Origin of the sequence: Streptomyces sp. MS19, assembly GCF_047200595.1 — a bacterium.
Lineage (GTDB): Bacteria > Actinomycetota > Actinomycetes > Streptomycetales > Streptomycetaceae > Streptomyces.
The window spans coordinates 112,214-128,788 of sequence record NZ_JBJZOH010000013.1; the positions used below are offsets into that span (position 1 = coordinate 112,214).

The 16,575-nt window shown below is 74.1% G+C and carries 20 protein-coding genes; 12 read left to right on the forward strand and 8 right to left on the reverse strand.

The genetic code is table 11. The annotated features are described in order from the left end of the window. Positions 1-74: 74 nt before the first annotated feature. A complete protein-coding gene (locus ACL02R_RS15765) occupies positions 75-821 on the reverse strand; it encodes an SDR family oxidoreductase (RefSeq protein WP_412797526.1) in 747 nt (248 codons plus the stop codon). Positions 822-905: 84 nt separating this feature from the next. Between ACL02R_RS15765 and ACL02R_RS15770 the strand changes: the two genes are divergently transcribed. Then, positions 906-1,385 carry an RrF2 family transcriptional regulator gene (locus ACL02R_RS15770; protein WP_362957965.1) on the forward strand — a complete coding sequence of 160 codons (480 nt, stop codon included), beginning with the start codon at positions 906-908 and terminating at the stop codon, positions 1,383-1,385. A 3-nt stretch (positions 1,386-1,388) separates the two neighbouring features. Here ACL02R_RS15770 and ACL02R_RS15775 read toward each other — a convergent pair whose 3' ends face one another. Next, positions 1,389-1,829, reverse strand: a complete 441-nt coding sequence (locus ACL02R_RS15775) for a Rid family hydrolase (RefSeq protein ID WP_412797527.1) — start codon at positions 1,827-1,829, stop codon at positions 1,389-1,391. Positions 1,830-1,923: 94 nt separating this feature from the next. Here ACL02R_RS15775 and ACL02R_RS15780 point away from each other — a divergent pair, with 94 nt between their 5' ends. Further along, the gene (locus tag ACL02R_RS15780; RefSeq protein WP_412797528.1) at positions 1,924-2,424 is read left to right on the forward strand and encodes a MarR family winged helix-turn-helix transcriptional regulator; all 501 of its coding nucleotides are present in this window, start codon (positions 1,924-1,926) and stop codon (positions 2,422-2,424) included. Positions 2,425-2,428: 4 nt separating this feature from the next. Here ACL02R_RS15780 and ACL02R_RS15785 read toward each other — a convergent pair whose 3' ends face one another. Further along, complete coding sequence (locus ACL02R_RS15785; RefSeq protein WP_412797562.1) at positions 2,429-3,208, reverse strand: APH(3'') family aminoglycoside O-phosphotransferase; 780 nt, start codon at positions 3,206-3,208, stop codon at positions 2,429-2,431. 62 nt (positions 3,209-3,270) lie between these two features. Here ACL02R_RS15785 and ACL02R_RS15790 point away from each other — a divergent pair, with 62 nt between their 5' ends. The 3 genes from ACL02R_RS15790 to ACL02R_RS15800 all read left to right on the forward strand — a co-directional run bounded on the left by ACL02R_RS15790 (position 3,271) and on the right by ACL02R_RS15800 (position 5,363). Beyond that, positions 3,271-3,990 (forward strand): hypothetical protein, encoded by a 720-nt coding sequence (locus ACL02R_RS15790; protein ID WP_412797529.1) that lies wholly within the window; start codon positions 3,271-3,273, stop codon positions 3,988-3,990. A 56-nt stretch (positions 3,991-4,046) separates the two neighbouring features. Then, entirely contained in the window at positions 4,047-4,664 is a 618-nt protein-coding gene (locus ACL02R_RS15795) for a TOPRIM nucleotidyl transferase/hydrolase domain-containing protein (RefSeq protein WP_412797530.1), read from the forward strand. A gap of 318 nt (positions 4,665-4,982) precedes the next feature. Then, positions 4,983-5,363, forward strand: a complete 381-nt coding sequence (locus ACL02R_RS15800) for a cupin (RefSeq protein ID WP_412797531.1) — start codon at positions 4,983-4,985, stop codon at positions 5,361-5,363. A 131-nt stretch (positions 5,364-5,494) separates the two neighbouring features. Here the strand turns inward: ACL02R_RS15800 and ACL02R_RS15805 are convergent, their stop codons facing one another. Further along, positions 5,495-5,917, reverse strand: coding sequence for a VOC family protein (locus ACL02R_RS15805; protein WP_412797532.1), 423 nt, complete (start codon positions 5,915-5,917; stop codon positions 5,495-5,497). Positions 5,918-5,976: 59 nt separating this feature from the next. Here ACL02R_RS15805 and ACL02R_RS15810 point away from each other — a divergent pair, with 59 nt between their 5' ends. Then, a complete protein-coding gene (locus ACL02R_RS15810) occupies positions 5,977-6,942 on the forward strand; it encodes a helix-turn-helix transcriptional regulator (RefSeq protein WP_412797533.1) in 966 nt (321 codons plus the stop codon). A gap of 2 nt (positions 6,943-6,944) precedes the next feature. On the opposite strand, the gene ACL02R_RS15815 is transcribed toward ACL02R_RS15810, so the two are convergent. After that, complete coding sequence (locus tag ACL02R_RS15815; RefSeq protein WP_412797534.1) at positions 6,945-8,891, reverse strand: glycoside hydrolase 5 family protein; 1,947 nt, start codon at positions 8,889-8,891, stop codon at positions 6,945-6,947. A gap of 225 nt (positions 8,892-9,116) precedes the next feature. Between ACL02R_RS15815 and ACL02R_RS15820 the strand changes: the two genes are divergently transcribed. Next, positions 9,117-10,175, forward strand: coding sequence for a LacI family DNA-binding transcriptional regulator (locus ACL02R_RS15820; protein WP_412797535.1), 1,059 nt, complete (start codon positions 9,117-9,119; stop codon positions 10,173-10,175). Positions 10,176-10,282: 107 nt separating this feature from the next. Here ACL02R_RS15820 and ACL02R_RS15825 read toward each other — a convergent pair whose 3' ends face one another. Next, on the reverse strand, positions 10,283-10,474 hold the full coding sequence (locus ACL02R_RS15825) for a hypothetical protein (protein WP_412797536.1): 192 nt from the start codon (positions 10,472-10,474) through the stop codon (positions 10,283-10,285). Between the two features lie 198 nt (positions 10,475-10,672). On the opposite strand from ACL02R_RS15825, the gene ACL02R_RS15830 reads away from it, so the two are divergent. The 5 genes from ACL02R_RS15830 to ACL02R_RS15850 all read left to right on the forward strand — a co-directional run bounded on the left by ACL02R_RS15830 (position 10,673) and on the right by ACL02R_RS15850 (position 14,911). Beyond that, positions 10,673-11,191: a toxin-antitoxin system HicB family antitoxin gene (locus ACL02R_RS15830; protein WP_412797537.1), complete on the forward strand. Its 519-nt coding sequence runs from the start codon at positions 10,673-10,675 to the stop codon at positions 11,189-11,191. 287 nt (positions 11,192-11,478) lie between these two features. After that, positions 11,479-12,324, forward strand: a complete 846-nt coding sequence (locus tag ACL02R_RS15835; RefSeq protein WP_412797538.1) for a DUF4097 family beta strand repeat-containing protein — start codon at positions 11,479-11,481, stop codon at positions 12,322-12,324. Between the two features lie 82 nt (positions 12,325-12,406). Next, positions 12,407-13,414: an ATP-binding cassette domain-containing protein gene (locus tag ACL02R_RS15840; protein WP_412797539.1), complete on the forward strand. Its 1,008-nt coding sequence runs from the start codon at positions 12,407-12,409 to the stop codon at positions 13,412-13,414. Further along, on the forward strand, positions 13,411-14,199 hold the full coding sequence (locus tag ACL02R_RS15845) for an ABC transporter permease (protein WP_412797540.1): 789 nt from the start codon (positions 13,411-13,413) through the stop codon (positions 14,197-14,199). Before ACL02R_RS15840 ends, ACL02R_RS15845 begins: the two co-directional genes overlap by 4 nt. Before the next feature lie 52 nt (positions 14,200-14,251). Beyond that, positions 14,252-14,911 carry a class I SAM-dependent methyltransferase gene (locus tag ACL02R_RS15850; protein WP_412797541.1) on the forward strand — a complete coding sequence of 220 codons (660 nt, stop codon included), beginning with the start codon at positions 14,252-14,254 and terminating at the stop codon, positions 14,909-14,911. A 22-nt stretch (positions 14,912-14,933) separates the two neighbouring features. On the opposite strand, the gene ACL02R_RS15855 is transcribed toward ACL02R_RS15850, so the two are convergent. Then, positions 14,934-15,914, reverse strand: coding sequence for an aldo/keto reductase (locus tag ACL02R_RS15855; RefSeq protein ID WP_398848801.1), 981 nt, complete (start codon positions 15,912-15,914; stop codon positions 14,934-14,936). Next, positions 15,911-16,573, reverse strand: coding sequence for an HAD-IA family hydrolase (locus ACL02R_RS15860; RefSeq protein ID WP_412797542.1), 663 nt, complete (start codon positions 16,571-16,573; stop codon positions 15,911-15,913). Before ACL02R_RS15860 ends, ACL02R_RS15855 begins: the two co-directional genes overlap by 4 nt. Between the last annotated feature and the right edge of the window lie 2 nt (positions 16,574-16,575).

Genomic DNA, 16,575 nt, shown 5'->3' on the forward strand with positions numbered 1-16,575 from the left:
GCACCCCAGGACCGCCCCCCTCCGCCGCCCCGTCGTGCTCACAACCGCCGGGCGGCGGAGGGGGGTTCGCCGGGTCAGCCGCGCTGCGCGGCGAGCCAGGTCTCGAAGGACGTGGGCGCGATACGGGCGCCGTCCGCCGGCAGCAGCACGTTCCCCGCCATCTCGACGCCGAACAGCCCGTCCCAGCTCGGGACGAGCCGCACGTCTCGGCCCCGCGCCGCCAGCGTGCGGCGGGCCATGTCCACGAGGTCCTGCGGGTCGGGGCCCGCCAGGCCGGGGTGCCTGCCCTGCGGCGCGCCCGCCGCGATCTCGGCCAGCACGTCCGCCACGTCGCCCGGCGCGACCGGCCGCACGAGCAGCGGCGGCAGCGTGGCCGTGCCGTCCTGTTCCGTCCAGCCCGCGACCATCTCGGCGAAGTCGTGGAACTGCGTGGCCGGGACGATCGTCCACGGCACGGGACCGGCCGCGACGAGGCGTTCCTGCTCGCGCTTGCCCGCGTAGTGCGCGTTGCCCTCGACGCGGTCGATGCCGACGATGGAGAGCAGCACGTGGTGCCGCACCCCGGCACGCTGCCCGGCGGCGAGCAGGTTGCGCGTGGCGGCGCCGAAGAACGCGACGGTCTCGGCCGGGTCGGCGGCCGTGCTGTTGGTCGCGTCGACGACCGCGCCGGCCCCGGCGAGGGCGTCGTTCAGGCCCTCGCCCGTGACCACGTCCACACCCAGGGACCGGCTGACGCGGACCACCTCGTGCCCCGCCCGTTCGAGCGCGGCGGCGGTCAGGGCGCCGATGTTCCCGGTCGCTCCGGCGACGACGATCCTCATGGGCTGTCTCCCTCTGCTCGGTGGCTGCCCGGACTCTATCTCGGACTAAACACATCCGCAATCTCCGAGATAGGATCGGGTGTCATGAAGCTGCCCGTGAGCACCGAATGGCTGTTGCACTGCGCCACGACCCTGGCGCAGCTCGACGAGCGGTCCACGACGTCGGCGGCGCAGCTCGCGCGCTACTACGACCTGCCGCCCGCCTCGCTGGCCAAGCAGTTGCAGGCACTGGTCAGGGCGGGCGTGCTCGCGGCGACGACGGGGCCGCGCGGCGGTTTCCGGCTCGCGCGCCCGGCGTCGGCGATCTCGCTGCTGGACGTGGTGGAGGCGGTGGACGGCCCGGCGTCGCCGTACGAGTGCCGCGAGATCCGGCAGCAGGGGCGGGGCGCGCTGCCCGCCGAGGACTGCCGCGACACGTGCCTGCTGGCGCGGAAGATGGCCGAGGCGCACGACGCGTGGCGGCGCAGCCTGGCGGGGACGACGCTCGCCGATGTCGTCGGTGAGCTGCCGCCGTCCGCCCCCGCCCGTACGCGGCGGCGGATGTCCGACACGGCGGGCGGCTGACCGTCAGGCGTCCCGGCCGGTCAGGGCGGTGACGCGGATCTCGACGCGCATGCCGGGCGCGCCGAGCGCGGCGACGCCGAGCTGGGTCCAGATCGGGGCGCGGTCGCCCATGCGGCGGCGGAACTGCTCGGCCATGGCCCGGTTGTGTGCCTCACCGATGCTGTCGGCCCCGTCGGGGACGTGGTACGAGTCGACGGCGACGACGTCGCGCCAGGTCGCCCCGGCCTCGGCGAGGGTCCGTTCGACGTTGTCGAAGGCGCGCGCGATCTCGTCCTCCAGCGCCTCGGGGAACGCCACCTCCCCGACCGATTCCCACGCGGGGCCCCAGCCGCCCTGGCCCGAGGTCTCGACGCGGTCCCCGATCCGCACGGCCTGGCTGTAGTGCAGGGCGGAGCGGAGCGCCGGACCGTAGCCCGGCGTGACGAAGAACTCGGGTGCCGGCATGGCGCCCACCTCTCGATTGACTTCACGCATGAAGTGAACGTAGCACGGTTTCGCTTCACGCGTGAAGTGAAACGCGCTTGGTAGGATGCCCCGCATGACCGGCTCCACGGCCCCGGAAGCCGGGGGTGACACCCCGGACGGGCCGCAGTGGCTCACGCCCGCCGAGAAGGACGCGTGGACGGGCCTCGTCTCCCTCGTCCTGCTGCTGCCTGGCCGGCTTGAGTCACCGCTCCAGCACGCGTCGGGCCTCACCCTCTTCGAGTACCTGACGCTGAGCCACATCTCCGAGTCCCCCGGCCGCCGCCTGCGGATGAGCGAGCTGGCCTACCTCGCCAACGGGTCGCTCTCGCGGCTCTCCAACGTCGTCAAGCGCTTCGAGGCGCGCGGCTGGGTCGAGCGCTCCCCCGACCCGGACGACGGGCGCTACACGCTCGCCGCCCTGACCGACGCGGGGTACGAGGTCGTCGTCGCGGCGGCGCCGGTCCACGTACGGGCGGTGCGCGAGCTGGTCATCGACCCGCTGACCGCCGCCGACCAGCGCGCTCTGGCGCGCATCGCCGCCAAGCTGCGGACGCGGCCCGTCGATCTCGCCTGAGCGCTCAGCCCCAGGTCAGCGGGTCGAGGTCGAGGTAGAAGCGCGCCCGGTCGTGGTCGAGGGGCGTGCCGTAGCGTGCGGCGAACGCGGCGTCCGCCTCCCGGGCCGCGCGTTCGTCGGCCCAGCTCTCGCGGGAGTTGGCGAGGAGCAGGGCGATGTCGGCGTACGGGTCGGCGCGGCCGAGGCGGCCCAGGTCGATGAAGCCCGTGACGGTCGCGGACTCCGGGTCGAGCAGGATGTTGGGCAGGCACAGGTCGCCGTGGCAGACGACAGTCCGCGCCGCCTCCTGGGCGAGGCGCGCGTCGAGCTGGGGCGTGAGGCGGGCGAGGAGTTCGGCGGGGGGCGTTGCCTGCTGCTCGTCGGGGAGGAAGTCCGGGTTGACCGCGCCGCGCGCGACGACATCGACGGCCAGGGCGTACATGGTGGTGAGGTCGCGCGTGAACGGACAGGCGCGCGCGGGCATTTCGTGCAGTTCGCGGACGGCGTCCGCGATGGAGGCCCAGGACGCCCGGAGCGTCGCGGCCGGGACGCGGTCGGCGGGGACACCGGCGACGGCGCCGGTCGTCAGCTCCGCTCCCTCAGGGCCTTCGCGCCAGTCGAGGACACGCGGGCACGGCACGCCCTGTGCGCCCAGCCACTCCACGCGGTCTCGCTCCGCCCGGAGCGCCGCCTCCTGCCCGGCCGGGACGGACTTGAGGTACCGCGCGCCGTCCGGCGACCGGTACACGGCCGCGCCCGACTCGCCGCCGGTCACGGCCTCCCAGGCGCCGCCGCCGCGCGTCATGCCGTCCACGGCCCCACCCTAGCCCGGCACTTCACCGGTCGAAGATCTGCGAGTCTCCTCGCATGACGCACTGGCCCCACCTCACCCACGCCTACGGTTCCGCCGCGGACATACCCGCCCTGCTCGACCGGATCACGGCCGAGCGGGACGCGCTGCTCTGGAACGACCTGTGGTCCGCGCTCTGCCATCAGGGCAGCGTCTACCCGGCGAGCTTCGCCGCCCTTCCCTGGCTGTCCGCCACGGCAGGGGGCGAGGACCGGGAGCAGGCCGTGCACGCCCTGGTCCTCGCGGGCGCCATCGTGGCCGGGGCCGGGGGTCCCGTGCGCACGGAGTACGCGGCGGAGATCACGAACCTGCTGGCGGCGGCGGGCGCGTGCCTGGCGACCGCGACGGACCGCGCCGGGTACACCGGGCTGCTGGGAGCCGTGCTCGGACTTGAGGGCGCCGCCGGCTGGAGCGAGGACCTGGCGGCCGGGCTCGGGGACGAGGAGTACGAGGTGCCCTGTCCCGCCTGCGACGCGGGCCTGTCCGTCGTCCTCGGCGAGCGCGGATTCTTCTGCGCCGACGGCTGGGAGGCCCTGCCGGGTCACGAGGACACGACCCGTCCGCTCGTGCCGACCGCCCCGGAGGACCTGGCGGGCATGGGCAGGCGTCTGTACGACATGACGCTCGGCGACGGGCAGCACGAGGTGGCACGCCTGCTGACCCATGTCTTCGGACGCGCCGTCTGCCCCGGGTGCGGGACCGGCTTCCCGGTCGCCGACCGGATCGGCGCCGGGTGACCGGCTGCCGTGGCGGCCGGCTGTCCCGATGACCGGGAAGGGCGGAGACTCGTCGCATGGCGGACATGGGGGCGTTCCGGGAGGCGGTCACCGCGTGGGCGGCCGGTGGGCCGGGCGACGTGGCGCGGGAGCTGGCGGCGCGGCTGCCGGTGCAGACGGTTGTCCTGCTCGAAGGCCCGAGCGATGTCGCAGCGGTCGGGGCGCTGGCCGCGCGCCGGGGCCGGGACCTGGCGGCCGAGGGCGTGTGCGTCCTGGCCATGGGCGGCGCGATGAGCGTCGCCCGCTACGCGCGCCTGCTCGGGCCGCCCGGCCTCGGCCTGCGCCTCACGGGGCTGTGCGACGAGGCCGAACGCCCCTTCTACGTACGCGGCTTCGAGCGGGCCGACGCCGCGCGGGAGGAGTTCTTCGTCTGCGCGGCGGACCTGGAGGACGAACTGATCCGCGCGCTGGGTGTCGCACGCGTGGAGGAACTGGTCACGGCGCAGGGCGACCTGCGCGCGCTGCGGACCTTTGCGCGCCAGCCCGCGCAGCGGGGCCGTACGGCGCACCAGCGGATACGACGCTTCCTCGGCACGAAGAAGGGACGCAAGATCCACTACGGGCGGGTGCTCGTCGAGGCCCTCGCTCCGGACCGCGTGCCCGCACCGCTGGACGGACTGCTCGCCCGCCTCTGACGCCCGGCCAGTCGGTGGAGGAGCGGACCGCGCGGAAGCGCGGCGAGTCGTGCCCGGCGGCGGTGAACTCGACCTCGTACCCGTGGCCGCTCACCGAACACGCCGCCGCGCGTCGAGGTCCGTGGCGTGGAAGGCGCCGACCGCATGCTTCACGACCACGGTGTCCGCCGCCTCGGCCACCCCTCCGGCGAAGCCGCTGCCTGGCGGCGGCAGCGGCTTCGCCCGAGCGGCAGGCCGACGACACGCGGCGTGAGGTCGATCAGGAAGAGGCGGGAGGTCACGGTTGCCGATGGCACGGGCCGGGGGATGATCCGCCGCATGGAGATCTTCACGTTCGACCGCGCGGAGCGTGCCGTGGAGCGTTTCGGCAGCGTCGGAACGCACGCGACGCGTGTCGCCACCGCGGACGGCGGCCCCGTGTCGGCGACCTGCCTGTCGGTCGCCCCCGGCGGGACGGTCGGCGCGCACCCGGCGACCGCCCCCCAGGTGTTCCTCGTGGTGGCGGGTGACGGCTGGGTCGCCGGTGAAGACGGCCGCCGGGTGCCGGTCGCGGCGGGCACGGGGGTGCGGTGGGAGGCGGGCGAGACGCACTCGTCGGGCAGCGAGGGCGGCGCAGGCCTGACGGCGATCGTGCTGGAGGGCCATGGTCTGCGTGTCTTCCCGCCGGACGCGGCCCCCGGCAGCCGCCGCCTGACCTGACGGCCACGCGATGCCGGACGAACGCGGCCGGTCCGGTCTTCGCCCTGCTGTCTGTCACGATGCGCTCCCCTCATCATCCATCTGCTCACGCACCGTAACAGGCAGCACTGACAACCCGCCCCGCCGCCGGATCAGGACTGCACGAAGAGGCAGAACGGATGCCCGGCCGGGTCGAGCAGCACCCGCCAGCGGTCCGGCGAGGGCTGCGACGAGGGCTCCGTCGCCCCCAGCGCCAGCATCCGCGCCTGCCCCGCGTCCAGGTCCGCGACGCCCAGCTCCATGTGCGCCTGCTTCCCCCGGCCCGCCTCCGGCCAGGTCGGCGGCTCGTACCCGTCGATCCGGCAGCAGCCCACGCCGGGCGACCCCGGGTTCCCCAGCAGCACGAAGTCGTCGCTGCCGTAGATCACCGGCAGCCCCAGGGCCTCGCCCCAGAAGCGGCTCAGCTCGGCGATGTCGGCGCAGTCGAAGGAGACACCGGCCCAGGTGGCGGGTGCCGCGTCGGTGGTCTCGGTGTTCTCAGTGGTCTGAGTGGTCCCAGTGGTCTCAGTGGTCATGCCGACGACCGTAGGACCCGACCCGGACAGCTTCGGTCCTGGTCGGCGAGACTGTTCCCGTGATGAGCACTTCCGCGCGCCTCCTGCGGCTCGTCTCCCTGCTGTCGGCCCGCCCCTCGTGGACCGCCGGTGAACTGGCGGAACGCATGGAGGTCACCGAACGCACCGTCCGCCGCGACATCGCCCGCCTGCGCGAACTCGGCTACGGCGTGGACTCCGACCCCGGCCCCTGGGGCGGCTACCGCCTCGGCCGCGGCACGCGCCTCCCGCCGATCAGCCTGGACGACGAGGAGGCCCTCGCCGTCGCCGTCGGCCTGCGGGAGGCGGCGTCGGGCGGCGCGCTGGGCGGCGACCAGGCGGCGCTGTCCGCCCTGTTCAAGCTGCGGCAGGTGCTGCCCCGGCGGATCGCCGAGCGGCTCGGGGAGATGGACACCGCGTTCGTCCGCCTGCCGGGGAACGGCGAGCGCCAGGTGGCGGCGCGCACCCTGTTCGACCTGGCCACCGCCTGCCGGGCCGCCGAGCGCGTCCGCCTCACCTACCGCGACGGCGAGGGCCGTACGACCGTGCGCGACGCCGACCCGTACCGCCTGGTCCACACCGGGCGGCGCTGGTACCTGGTCGCGCGGGACGTGGCGCGCGGCGCGTGGCGCACGTTCCGCGCCGACCGCGTCCTCGCGACGGCGGGCACCGGGATTCCCGCCGAGTACGGCGACCCGCCCGACCCCGCCGGGCTCGTCAGCCGCAACACCGCCCTGCGCGGCTACCCGTGCACGGCGGTCGTCCGGCTGCCGCTGCCCATGGCGGAGGCGCTGCGGATCGTCCCGCCCTCGATCGGCACCCACCGCGAGGACGGGAAGGAGGCGACCGTCGTGGAGGTCGGCGGCGCCGACCCGGACGGCCTCGCCCGCTACCTCCTCGGCCTCGGGACGCCGCTGCGCGTCCTCTCCCCCGACGACGTGCGCGAGGCGCTGGTCCGGCGGGCCCGCGAGCTGAGCGCGCTCAACGGCCCGCCGGACGGGGCCTGACCTCAGGCGGTGCGCAGTTCGGCCACGACCACGCCGAAGGGCGGCAGTTCGACGGCGGGCAGCGGCGCGCCGTCACCCAGCGCGTGCAGCGTCCCGGCGGACGCGGCCAGGACCGGCGCCGCGGTGACGGGCTCCGCGTGCTGGCTCACGAACCAGACGAACGCGCGCCCGTCCTCGTGCTCCATGCGCCCCACCAGGACCCGCGGGTCGTCCACGGTCACCTCGGGCGTGACGCCCGCCTCGGCCGCCAGCGCCGCGTACAGGCGGTGCGTCGGCTCGGGGTTGACGCGCGGCGTGATCGCGGCCATGTGCTCGACCGGGTAGGTGCACAGGACCATCCGGCCGCTGCCGACCGCGTACGACAGCAGCGCGGGCCGCCCGTGCGCGTCGGTGGCGACGACCTCGGCCCCGGCCGGTTCGACAGGCAGGTAGCTGCGGGAGTTCTCGGTGCCCGCGACGGCGAAGACCAGCGCCTCGCCCGCGCGGATCGCGCCGAAGTCCCGCTGGAACGTGAGACGCACCTCGTCATCGGTGATCGGGTCGGTGAGCCCGTACCGCAGCTTCTTCACGACGCCGAAGGTCTCGTCCAGCTTCGGCCACCACGGGCCGCGCTGCACGCCGTGCTCGCCGGTGAAGTACGACGCGTACACCGTCGCGCCCGCCTCGGCGCGCGCCCGCAGCTGCCGCCAGCCGGGGGCGGTCAGCTGCTTGGCGGACGGCAGGAGGTAGAGCGCGCAGTCGTCGGGCAGCCCGTCCGCCTCGCGCGCGACGCCCACCGGCAGGTCGGCCTCGCGGGCGGCGACGTACGCCTGGCGGGTGTGGGCGAAGACGCTGGACGCGTCCTCCGGCTGTGTGAAGGGGTAGCGCTTCTCCAGGAACGAGGAGACGACGAGCGCGATCCGTGTGTCGGGGCGGTGGAGGCGGGCGATGTCCACGGCGGCCAGGACGTCGGTGAAGCGCTTGACCTCGCGCAGCTGCTCCTTCGGGCGGCCCTGGTCGTCGGTGAGGCCGAAGTGCATCTCGAACGGGTGGTGGGAGTAGGGCTCCTGGTTCCACAGCTCGTCGTAGTCGGTGTTGTTCCAGGGCATCCAGCCCGTGGCGCCGGCGAGCAGTGTGTTGTGGAGGATCTGGCGGTAGTAGTGGGCGGCGTTCTCCTCGGACACGTAGTCGGAGGTGAGGCCGAACTCCTCCATGATCACGGGCTTGCCCGCGATGTCGAGCAGCTCGCAGACGAACGCGGCGCCGAGGTGCTGGCGTACCTCGTCCGTCTCCATGCGGTAGACGTGCGGGCCGTGGAAGTCGATCAGCTCCGCCAGGTCGCGGACGCGGAAGCCGTTGTCCGCGCCGGTGATCTCGACGCCCCAGGCGCCGTCGCCGACGGACACGGGCTGGCGGGCGCCGGTGGAGCGGATCGCGTCGGTCAGGGTCTTCGCCCAGGCGGTGACGGCGGCGGCGTCCACGGTGCCGATGCCGCGCGACTGCCAGTGGGCGTAGATCGGGATCTCGTTGGTGAGCAGCCAGCCGGCGACGGCGGGGTGGTCCTTCCAGCGGGCGGTCAGCTCGCGGACGTACCACTCCTGCTGGGCGACGAAGGAGGGGTCGGAGAAGATGTCGCGGCCGTCGCGCCAGGCGGGGTCCCAGTTCTGTCCGGACATGTGGCCGACGATGAAGGTGGGGATCGTCGTCATGCCCAGGGCGTGGTGGCGGTCGAGGAAGTCGTCGTAGTGGGCGAGGAGCCGGTCGTCCAGGGTGTTCTCGGCGGGCATGAAGTCCGGCCAGTAGAAGAAGGACCGGGTGAGGGTGATGCCGTGGTCGCGCATCACGCGCAGTTCCTCGTCGATGACGGCGGGCCGGTAGTCGCGCCACATCAGGGGGCCGCCGGTGCGGGACCAGTAGTTGACGCCGATCCAGACGGACCCGTCGGGGAGTTTCGCCGCGTTGCGCTTCATCGGTGGACCGTTCTCTCTCGTGTGCCGCTCGATTGTCGTCCACGGACAGGTATATCGTTATACCTGCCGCGCTGTCGAGAGTCGGCTGAAGAGGAAAGGCACGCTTCGTAGAACGTTTTCCTGTCCGCTGACGGCGCCCGGCGCGTCCGGCCGCTGGTACGGTGTGGGCACCTCGCCGCCCCGGCACCAGGCGGCGGCGCGGTGGACGACCGAGGGGAATGCCAGGTGGCGGGACGCAAGGGCGCGGCGAAGCCGACCATCGCGGACGTGGCGGCGCTGGCCGGTGTGTCCGTGTCGGCCGTCTCGAAGGTGGTCAACGGGCGCGGCAGCATCTCCGCCCCGACCAGGCAGCGCGTCCTGGACGCCGCCGACAAGCTCCGCTGGTCGCCCTCCGCCACGGCCGTCGCGCTGCGGGGCGCCCGTACGCGCGCCATCGCCATGGTCGCGAGCCGCGCCCCCGACGTCCTGGCCGCCGACCCGCACTTCACCGTCCTCATCGCGGGCATAGAGCGCGAACTGGCCCCCGCCGACTACGGCCTGCTGCTCCACATCGTCGGCGAGGAGCCGGACGCCGAGGAACGCGCCTACCGGCGCCTCGCCGGTGAGCGCCGCGTGGACGGCGTGATCCTCACCGAGAGCCGGGTCAACGACCCGCGTTTCCAGCTGCTGCGGGACCTGCGGCTGCCGGCCGTCCTCGTCGGCGAGCCGTGGCCGGAGGACGCGGTGCCCGCCGTCGGCGCGCCCGGCCAGGACGTGGGCATGAAAGAGGCCGTCACCCATCTGCTGGGCCTCGGTCACCGGCACTTCGCGTACCTCGCGGGGCCGGAGGACCGGGTGCACACCGCGTACCGCCGCCGGGTGTTCGAGGCGGCGCTGGCGGAGGCGGGGCTGCGTCCCGGCTGGATGGTGACGACCGACTTCACTCCGCAGGACGCGGCTTCGGCGACGGCGGCGCTCCTCGGCCCCGGCAGCGCGAGCCGCCCCACCGCCATCCTGTACGCGAACGACACCATGGCCATCGCCGGCATGTACGCGGCCCGGCGGCTCGGTTACGACGTGCCGGGGGACGTCTCGGTGGTGGGGTACGACGACCTGCCGATGGGCGATGTCGTCTTCCCCGGGCTGACCACCATCGGCCAGGACCTCACCCAGCTCGGGCGCGCGGCGGCGGCGGAGATGTTCCGGCTCCTCGACGTCGGGCGTGCCGACGAGACGCCGCTGCCCGCGCTGACGCCACCGCGCCTGGTGGTCCGCGAGTCCACGGGCCGGGCGCCGCGGGACTGAGAGCGGCCGGACCGGCGCGGGGACGTTCACCGGTTCGAGGGATACCGGACATCGTCGCGATGCGTATACCTTGAACCCATGAAGCGCTACGGAGAGTCATCGGCCGGTCAGGGTGGCGGGCTTCCGCCGAGCCCGCCGCACGCGCCCGCGTCGGCCGCACCGCGGACGACGCCCGCGCGGCGGGCGGGCGGGAGGAGGGCGCACGGGCCGCCGGGACCCGCCCGCGCGGCGCCGGACGGGGAGGCGGCCGACACCAGCGGTGTCACGCCTGGCGCCATCCCGGCGCTACGTGACACCATGCGACACCATTCGGCGCCATGTGGCGCCACCCGCGCCGCGTCCACGCGCCACAGTGGGCCACCGGCATCTCCGGCGCCACGGCATCCCCGGCCACCACCCGCACGTTCTCGCAGGTCAGAACGGCCAGCTCATGCCCGGCGTCCGCACGGCGCCATCGGGGGTTGCGTATGGCATCACTCTAGTGCCATGATTACACCATGGATCTCACCCCGTATGTCGAATCCCTCCGCCGCGAACTCGCGGTGGCCGCCGAGGCCGGCGGGGAGGAGGCCCGCGAGCTGGCCGAGCGGCTCACCGCCCCCCTGGAGTCGGCGACCCGGCTGACGCTGCTCAACGTGCTCTCCGCGGCGATGGACGAGATCACCCGTGAACTCGCCCCCGGCTCCGTCGACGTACGGCTGCGCGGTCTCGACCCGGACTTCGTGGTGACGCCCCCGCCCACCGACAGCGCCGCCCCCGCGCACGAGGGCGGGCCCGCCGAACCGTTCAGGGCCCCGGCTCCCGCCGAGGGCGACGAGGGCGGCACCGCACGCGTCAACCTGCGCCTGCCCGCCCAGCTCAAGGCGCGCGCCGAGGAGGCCGCGAACCGCGAGGGGCTGTCGGTCAACGCGTGGCTGGTCCGGGCGGTGTCGGCGGCGGTCGGCGACGGCGCCGGGCCGCGCAGACAGGAGAAGATCCAGAGCATCGGACAGAGCATCACGGGCTGGGTGCGTTAGGTCGTTTCGTTCGGATCTTGGCGGATCGGCCCGCGTCATCGGACGCCATGCGTCGCAAGGCACCGTATCGCCACCCGTACCGGGCGTACCCGGGCGATGCGGTAACGCGGCCGAGGCGCGGTGACCGGCGGCGCGCGCCAGGCACGACCCGAACGACACGACCCAGCCGCGCCCCGGCCCCGCGTTCCGGTCACGCCACCACCTCACCCCACCGCCTCACCCCACCGCCTCAACCAGTACGTCCCACCAGCGGGGACGCCCCGAAGACCCAGGAGGACGGGACAGCCATGCCTTCTTTCGACACCCCAGGACCGATCTCGGCCATCGCGCACGTGGAGGCCGGCTCCATCCGCTTCACCGCGGGAGACCGCACCGACACCGTGGTCGAGGTGCGGCCACGCGACCCGGAGCGCGACGCGGACGTCCGCGCGGCGGAGCAGACCGAGGTCACCTTCGCCAACGGCGGGCTGACCGTCAGGATGCGCAAGCAGCGCCACCCCTTCGGGCGGCGCGGCACCGTGGACGTGACGATCGAGCTGCCCACCGGCTCGCACGTCGAGATGACCGGCGCCTGGGCCCAGGTGCTCGGCGAGGGCAGGCTCGGCGGCGTCCGCGCGCGGACCTCGGCGGGCGATGTCCGCCTCGACACGACCGGCCCGCTGCGGCTGACCGCGTCGCACGGCTCGATCACCGTCGGGCGGGTCGAGGGCGCGGCCGAGATCACGACCAGCGCCGGCAGCCTGCGTGTCGGCTTCGTCGACGGTCCCGCCGTCCTGAAGAACTCGCACGGCACCACCAGCGTCGGCACCGTCACCGGCGACCTGCGGGTGAGCGGCGCCCACGGCGACATCGACATCGCCCGCGCCGAGTCCTCGGTCACCGCGACCACGGCCCACGGCACCGTGCGCGCCTCCGATGTCGCGCGCGGCACCGTCCAGCTGGAGACCTCCTACGGCGCCATCGAGGTCGGCGTCCGCGAGGGTACCGCCGCCTGGCTCGACGTCAGTTCCCGCGCGGGCCAGGTGCGCAACACGCTCACGGCGTCCGAGTCCCCCGAGCAGACCGACGACACCGTGGAGGTCCGCGCCCGGACCCGGTTCGGCAACATCGACATCCTCCGCGCCAAGATCTGAGCCGGGCGCCCAGCCCGCCCCCTACCGTCCCGCCCCCTACCGCCCGCCTTCCCACCACACCGCCTTCCTCAGGGAGGACCCCATGCCTTCTCCTGTCATGCCCACATCCAACGAGGGCGCCGGTCACGCGCGGCCCGCCGCCATCTCCGCCGCCGGCCTGCGCAAGTCCTACGGCGACAAGCCCGTGCTCGAAGGGATCGACCTGCATATCCCGGCGGGCACCGTCTTCGCGCTGCTCGGCCCGAACGGCGCGGGCAAGACGACCGTCGTGAAGATCCTGTCCACGCTGCTGTCCCCCGGCCCCGGGTCGGGCGAGATCCGCGTGGACGGCCACGACCTGGCCACCGACCCGCAGACGGTGCGCGCGGCGATCGGCGTCACCGGGCAGTTCTCCGCCGTCGACGGCCTGATCACGGGCGAGGAGAACATGCTCCTGATGGCCGACCTGCACCACCTGTCCCGGCGGGAGGGCCGCCGCGTCACCGCCGACCTGCTCGCACGCTTCGACCTCACCACCGCCGCGCGGAAACCGGCCGCCACCTACTCCGGCGGCATGCGCCGCCGCCTCGACATCGCCATGACCCTCGTCGGGAACCCGCGGATCATCTTCCTGGACGAGCCCACCACCGGCCTCGACCCCCGCTCCCGGCACTCCATGTGGCAGATCATCCGCGGACTCGTCAGCGACGGCGTGACCGTCTTCCTCACCACCCAGTACCTGGACGAGGCCGACGAACTCGCCGACCGTATCGCCGTGCTGAACAGCGGCCACATAGCGGCCGAGGGCACCGCGGACGAACTCAAGCGCCTGGTCCCCGGCGGACACGTCCGCCTGCGCTTCACCGACCCCGCCGCCTACCGGTCCGCCGCCACGGCCCTGCCCGAGGCCGCTCCCGGCGACGAGTCCCTCACCCTCCAGGTCCCCAGCGACGGCAGCCAGCGCGCCCTGGGCTCCCTCCTCGGCCGGCTCGACGCCGCGGGCGTCGAGGCCGACGGACTGACCGTCCACCTCCCCGACCTGGACGACGTGTTCTTCGCCCTCACCAGCAGCGCCGCCCGTCCCCACCAGCCCGAGGAGATCTCCCGATGAGCACCCTGGCCCTCGCCGCGCGCGACTCGACCACCATGCTGCGGCGCAACCTCCTGCACGCCCGCCGCTACCCCTCCCTCACCCTGAATCTGCTGCTCACCCCGATCATGCTGCTGCTGCTCTTCGTCTACGTCTTCGGCGACGTGATGAGCGCGGGCATCGGAGGCGGCGGGGACCGCGCGGCGTACACCGCCTACATCGTCCCCGGCCTGCTGCTGATGACCATCGGCAGCACCACCGTCGGGACCGCCGTGTCCGTCTCCAACGACATGACCGAGGGGATCATCGCCCGTTTCCGCACCATGGCGATCCACCGCGGCTCGGTGCTCGTCGGGCACGTCGCGGGAAGCGTCCTCCAGGCGGTCGTCAGCGTCGTCCTCGTCGCCGGTGTCGCCGTGGCCATCGGCTTCCGCACCACGGACGCCACCGTCACGGAGTGGCTCGCCGCCCTGGGGCTGCTCGTCCTCTTCGCCCTCGCGTTCACCTGGATCGCGGTCGGCATGGGCCTGATCAGCCCCAACGCCGAGGCCGCCAGCAACAACGCCCTCCCGATGATCCTGCTGCCCCTGCTGTCCAGCGCCTTCGTCCCGCTGGACACCATGCCCGGCTGGTTCCGGCCCATCGCCGAGTACCAGCCCTTCACCCCCGCCATCGAAACGCTGCGCGGACTGCTGCTGGGCACGGAGATAGGCGCGGACGGCTGGCTCGCCGTCGGCTGGTGCCTGGCCCTGACCGTCCTCGGCTATCTCTGGGCGACCTCCACGTTCGACCGCGACCCGGAATGACCTCCGCGAACCGCCGGGGCGGCGCACACCGGCGTCTGCCAGAATCGCCGGGATGACCCCAGCCGCCGCCGGTCGCGCCGCCGAGGCGCTGCACCGCTTCAACGCGCGCCACCCCTGGGACCACAACGCCCACTACCACCCGTGGATCACGCGGCAGTTGCCCCACCGCGTCACCAGCGCGCTGGACGTCGGCTGCGGCAGCGGCGACCTCGCCCGGCTCCTCGCCCGCCGCGCCACGCGGGTGCACGGCATCGACGCCGACCCGGCGATCCTCGCCCTCGCACACGACCTGACGCCGCCCGCCCTGCCCGTCACCTACACGCTCGGCGACGCCATGACCGGCCTGCCGCCCGGACCGCACGACGCGATCACCTGCGTCGCCGTCCTGCACCACCTCCCGTTCACCGAGGCGCTCACCGCCTTCCGCGAACACCTCGCCCCGGGCGGCACCCTCGTCGTCCTCGGCCTGTACCGCCCGCGCACACCGGGCGACTTCCTCCTGGAGGCCGCCGCGATCCCGGCCAACGCCGCCACCGGCTGGCTGAAGAACAGGGGCCGCCGCGCGCCGCGCCCCGTCGCGATGACGGCGCCGACCCGCCCGGCGGAGACGACGTACGCCGAGATCGTCCGCGAGGCGGGCCGCGTCCTGCCCGGCGCCCGGATACGCCGCAGGCTGTTCTGGCGCTGGTCGCTCGTGTGGCACAAGCCCTGAGACGCGGCCGGGCGGGCGGGTGTCACTCGAAGCCGGCGACCCGGTGCGGGACGTACGGCTCCTCCAGCGCCCCGGCCTCCTCCTCCGTCAGTTCCAGGTCCACGGCCAGCAGGGCGTCGTGCAGGTGCTCGGGCCGCGTCACACCGATCACGGGCGCGGTGACGGCGGGCCGGCGCAGCAGCCAGGCCAGGGCGACGGCCGCCATGGGGACGCCGCGCGCCCGGGAGACCGACGCCACCGCGTCCACGACCCGCTGGTCGGCCGCCTCGGTGCCCTCATAGAGGCTGTCCCCGAAGGCGTCGTCCCCGGTACGGGGCGTGGCGGCCGGTGCGGGGCGTGCGAGGCGGCCACGGGCGAGGGGGCTCCACGGCAGCACGCCGACGCCCTGGTCGGCGCAGAGCGGCAGCATCTCCCGTTCCTCCTCGCGGTTGAGGAGGTTGTAGTGGTCCTGCATGGAGACGAACCGGGCCCACCCGTGCGCGCCCGCCGTGAACAGGGCCTTGGCGAACTGCCAGGCGAACATGGAGGAGGCGCCGACGTAACGGACCTTGCCCGACGTCACCAGCGCGTCGAGCGCGGCGAGCGTCTCCTCGACCGGGGTCGCGGGGTCCCAGCGGTGGATCTGGTAGAGGTCGATGTAGTCGGTGCCGAGGCGGCGCAGGCTGTGTTCCGCCTCGGTGAGGATGGCCTTGCGGGACAGTCCGCCGCTGTTGGGGCCCTCCCGCATGGGGCCGAACACCTTGGTCGCGACGACCACCTCGTCGCGGCGCGCGTGGTCGCGCAGGGCGCGGCCGAGGATCTCCTCGCCGCTCCCGGCCGAGTAGACGTTGGCCGTGTCGAAGAACGTGACGCCGTGTTCCAGCGCGGCGCGGACGATCTCCCGGCTCTCCTTCTCGGGGAGGGTCCAGGTGTCGGCGCCGCGTCCGGGTTCGCCGAAGCTCATACCGCCCAGGCACAGCCGCGAGACGTCGAGCCCGGTGGACCCGAGTTTGGTGTATTTCATCCGGCACCTTCGTGACGTAGTGCGGTCAGATCGTCGCAGAGCAAGTCTAGGTGGGGCCGGCCCGCCGTCAGCCGGCTGCGCAGGGCGAGGGTCCGCATCCCGGCGGCCCGCGCGGCGGCCAGGCCCGCCGGGGCGTCCTCGACCACGAGGCAGCGCGCCGGTTCGGCGCCGAGCGAGGCCGCCGCGCGCAGGTAGCCCTCGGGGTCGGGCTTGCCGGCCGTCACGTCGTCGGCGGTGACGAGGACGCGCGGCTCGGGCAGCCCGGCGGCGCGCAGGCGGATCTCCGCGAGGCGCCGCCAGGCCGAGGTGACGACGGCCCACCGGTCGGCGGGCAGTGCCGCGAGGACGCGCCGCGCGCCCGGGACGGCGGCGATGCCGTCGCGGCACGCCTCCTCGGCCCGTACGAGCGCGGCGATCTCGCGTTCGACCTCGGGAGGGGGCAGGTGGGGGGCCATCAGCGCGACCGTCTCCCGGTTGCGGCGGCCGTGCGAGACGCGGAAGAGGGCGTCGCTGTCGATGCCGTGCCGGGCGCACCAGGCGAGCCAGGTGCGTTCGACGCAGCGGCTGGAGTCCACCAGGGTGCCGTCCATGTCGAACAGCACGGCCGCGCACTCCAGCCGCCGCGTCGTGCCCCGGTCGGTGACCGTGAGGCGGAGCACCG

Coding starts and splice junctions, on each gene's coding strand:
- ACL02R_RS15785 (WP_412797562.1), bottom strand. CDS start 3,208: ATGACGCGCGGCGGCGGCGCCTGGGAGGCCGTGACCGGCGGCGAGTCG.
- ACL02R_RS15800 (WP_412797531.1), top strand. CDS start 4,983: ATGGAGATCTTCACGTTCGACCGCGCGGAGCGTGCCGTGGAGCGTTTC.
- ACL02R_RS15850 (WP_412797541.1), top strand. CDS start 14,252: ATGACCCCAGCCGCCGCCGGTCGCGCCGCCGAGGCGCTGCACCGCTTC.
- ACL02R_RS15845 (WP_412797540.1), top strand. CDS start 13,411: ATGAGCACCCTGGCCCTCGCCGCGCGCGACTCGACCACCATGCTGCGG.
- ACL02R_RS15835 (WP_412797538.1), top strand. CDS start 11,479: ATGCCTTCTTTCGACACCCCAGGACCGATCTCGGCCATCGCGCACGTG.
- ACL02R_RS15805 (WP_412797532.1), bottom strand. CDS start 5,917: ATGACCACTGAGACCACTGGGACCACTCAGACCACTGAGAACACCGAG.
- ACL02R_RS15795 (WP_412797530.1), top strand. CDS start 4,047: ATGGCGGACATGGGGGCGTTCCGGGAGGCGGTCACCGCGTGGGCGGCC.
- ACL02R_RS15825 (WP_412797536.1), bottom strand. CDS start 10,474: ATGGTGTCACGTAGCGCCGGGATGGCGCCAGGCGTGACACCGCTGGTG.
- ACL02R_RS15830 (WP_412797537.1), top strand. CDS start 10,673: ATGGATCTCACCCCGTATGTCGAATCCCTCCGCCGCGAACTCGCGGTG.
- ACL02R_RS15815 (WP_412797534.1), bottom strand. CDS start 8,891: ATGAAGCGCAACGCGGCGAAACTCCCCGACGGGTCCGTCTGGATCGGC.
- ACL02R_RS15790 (WP_412797529.1), top strand. CDS start 3,271: ATGACGCACTGGCCCCACCTCACCCACGCCTACGGTTCCGCCGCGGAC.
- ACL02R_RS15775 (WP_412797527.1), bottom strand. CDS start 1,829: ATGCCGGCACCCGAGTTCTTCGTCACGCCGGGCTACGGTCCGGCGCTC.
- ACL02R_RS15765 (WP_412797526.1), bottom strand. CDS start 821: ATGAGGATCGTCGTCGCCGGAGCGACCGGGAACATCGGCGCCCTGACC.
- ACL02R_RS15780 (WP_412797528.1), top strand. CDS start 1,924: ATGACCGGCTCCACGGCCCCGGAAGCCGGGGGTGACACCCCGGACGGG.
- ACL02R_RS15840 (WP_412797539.1), top strand. CDS start 12,407: ATGCCTTCTCCTGTCATGCCCACATCCAACGAGGGCGCCGGTCACGCG.
- ACL02R_RS15770 (WP_362957965.1), top strand. CDS start 906: ATGAAGCTGCCCGTGAGCACCGAATGGCTGTTGCACTGCGCCACGACC.
- ACL02R_RS15855 (WP_398848801.1), bottom strand. CDS start 15,914: ATGAAATACACCAAACTCGGGTCCACCGGGCTCGACGTCTCGCGGCTG.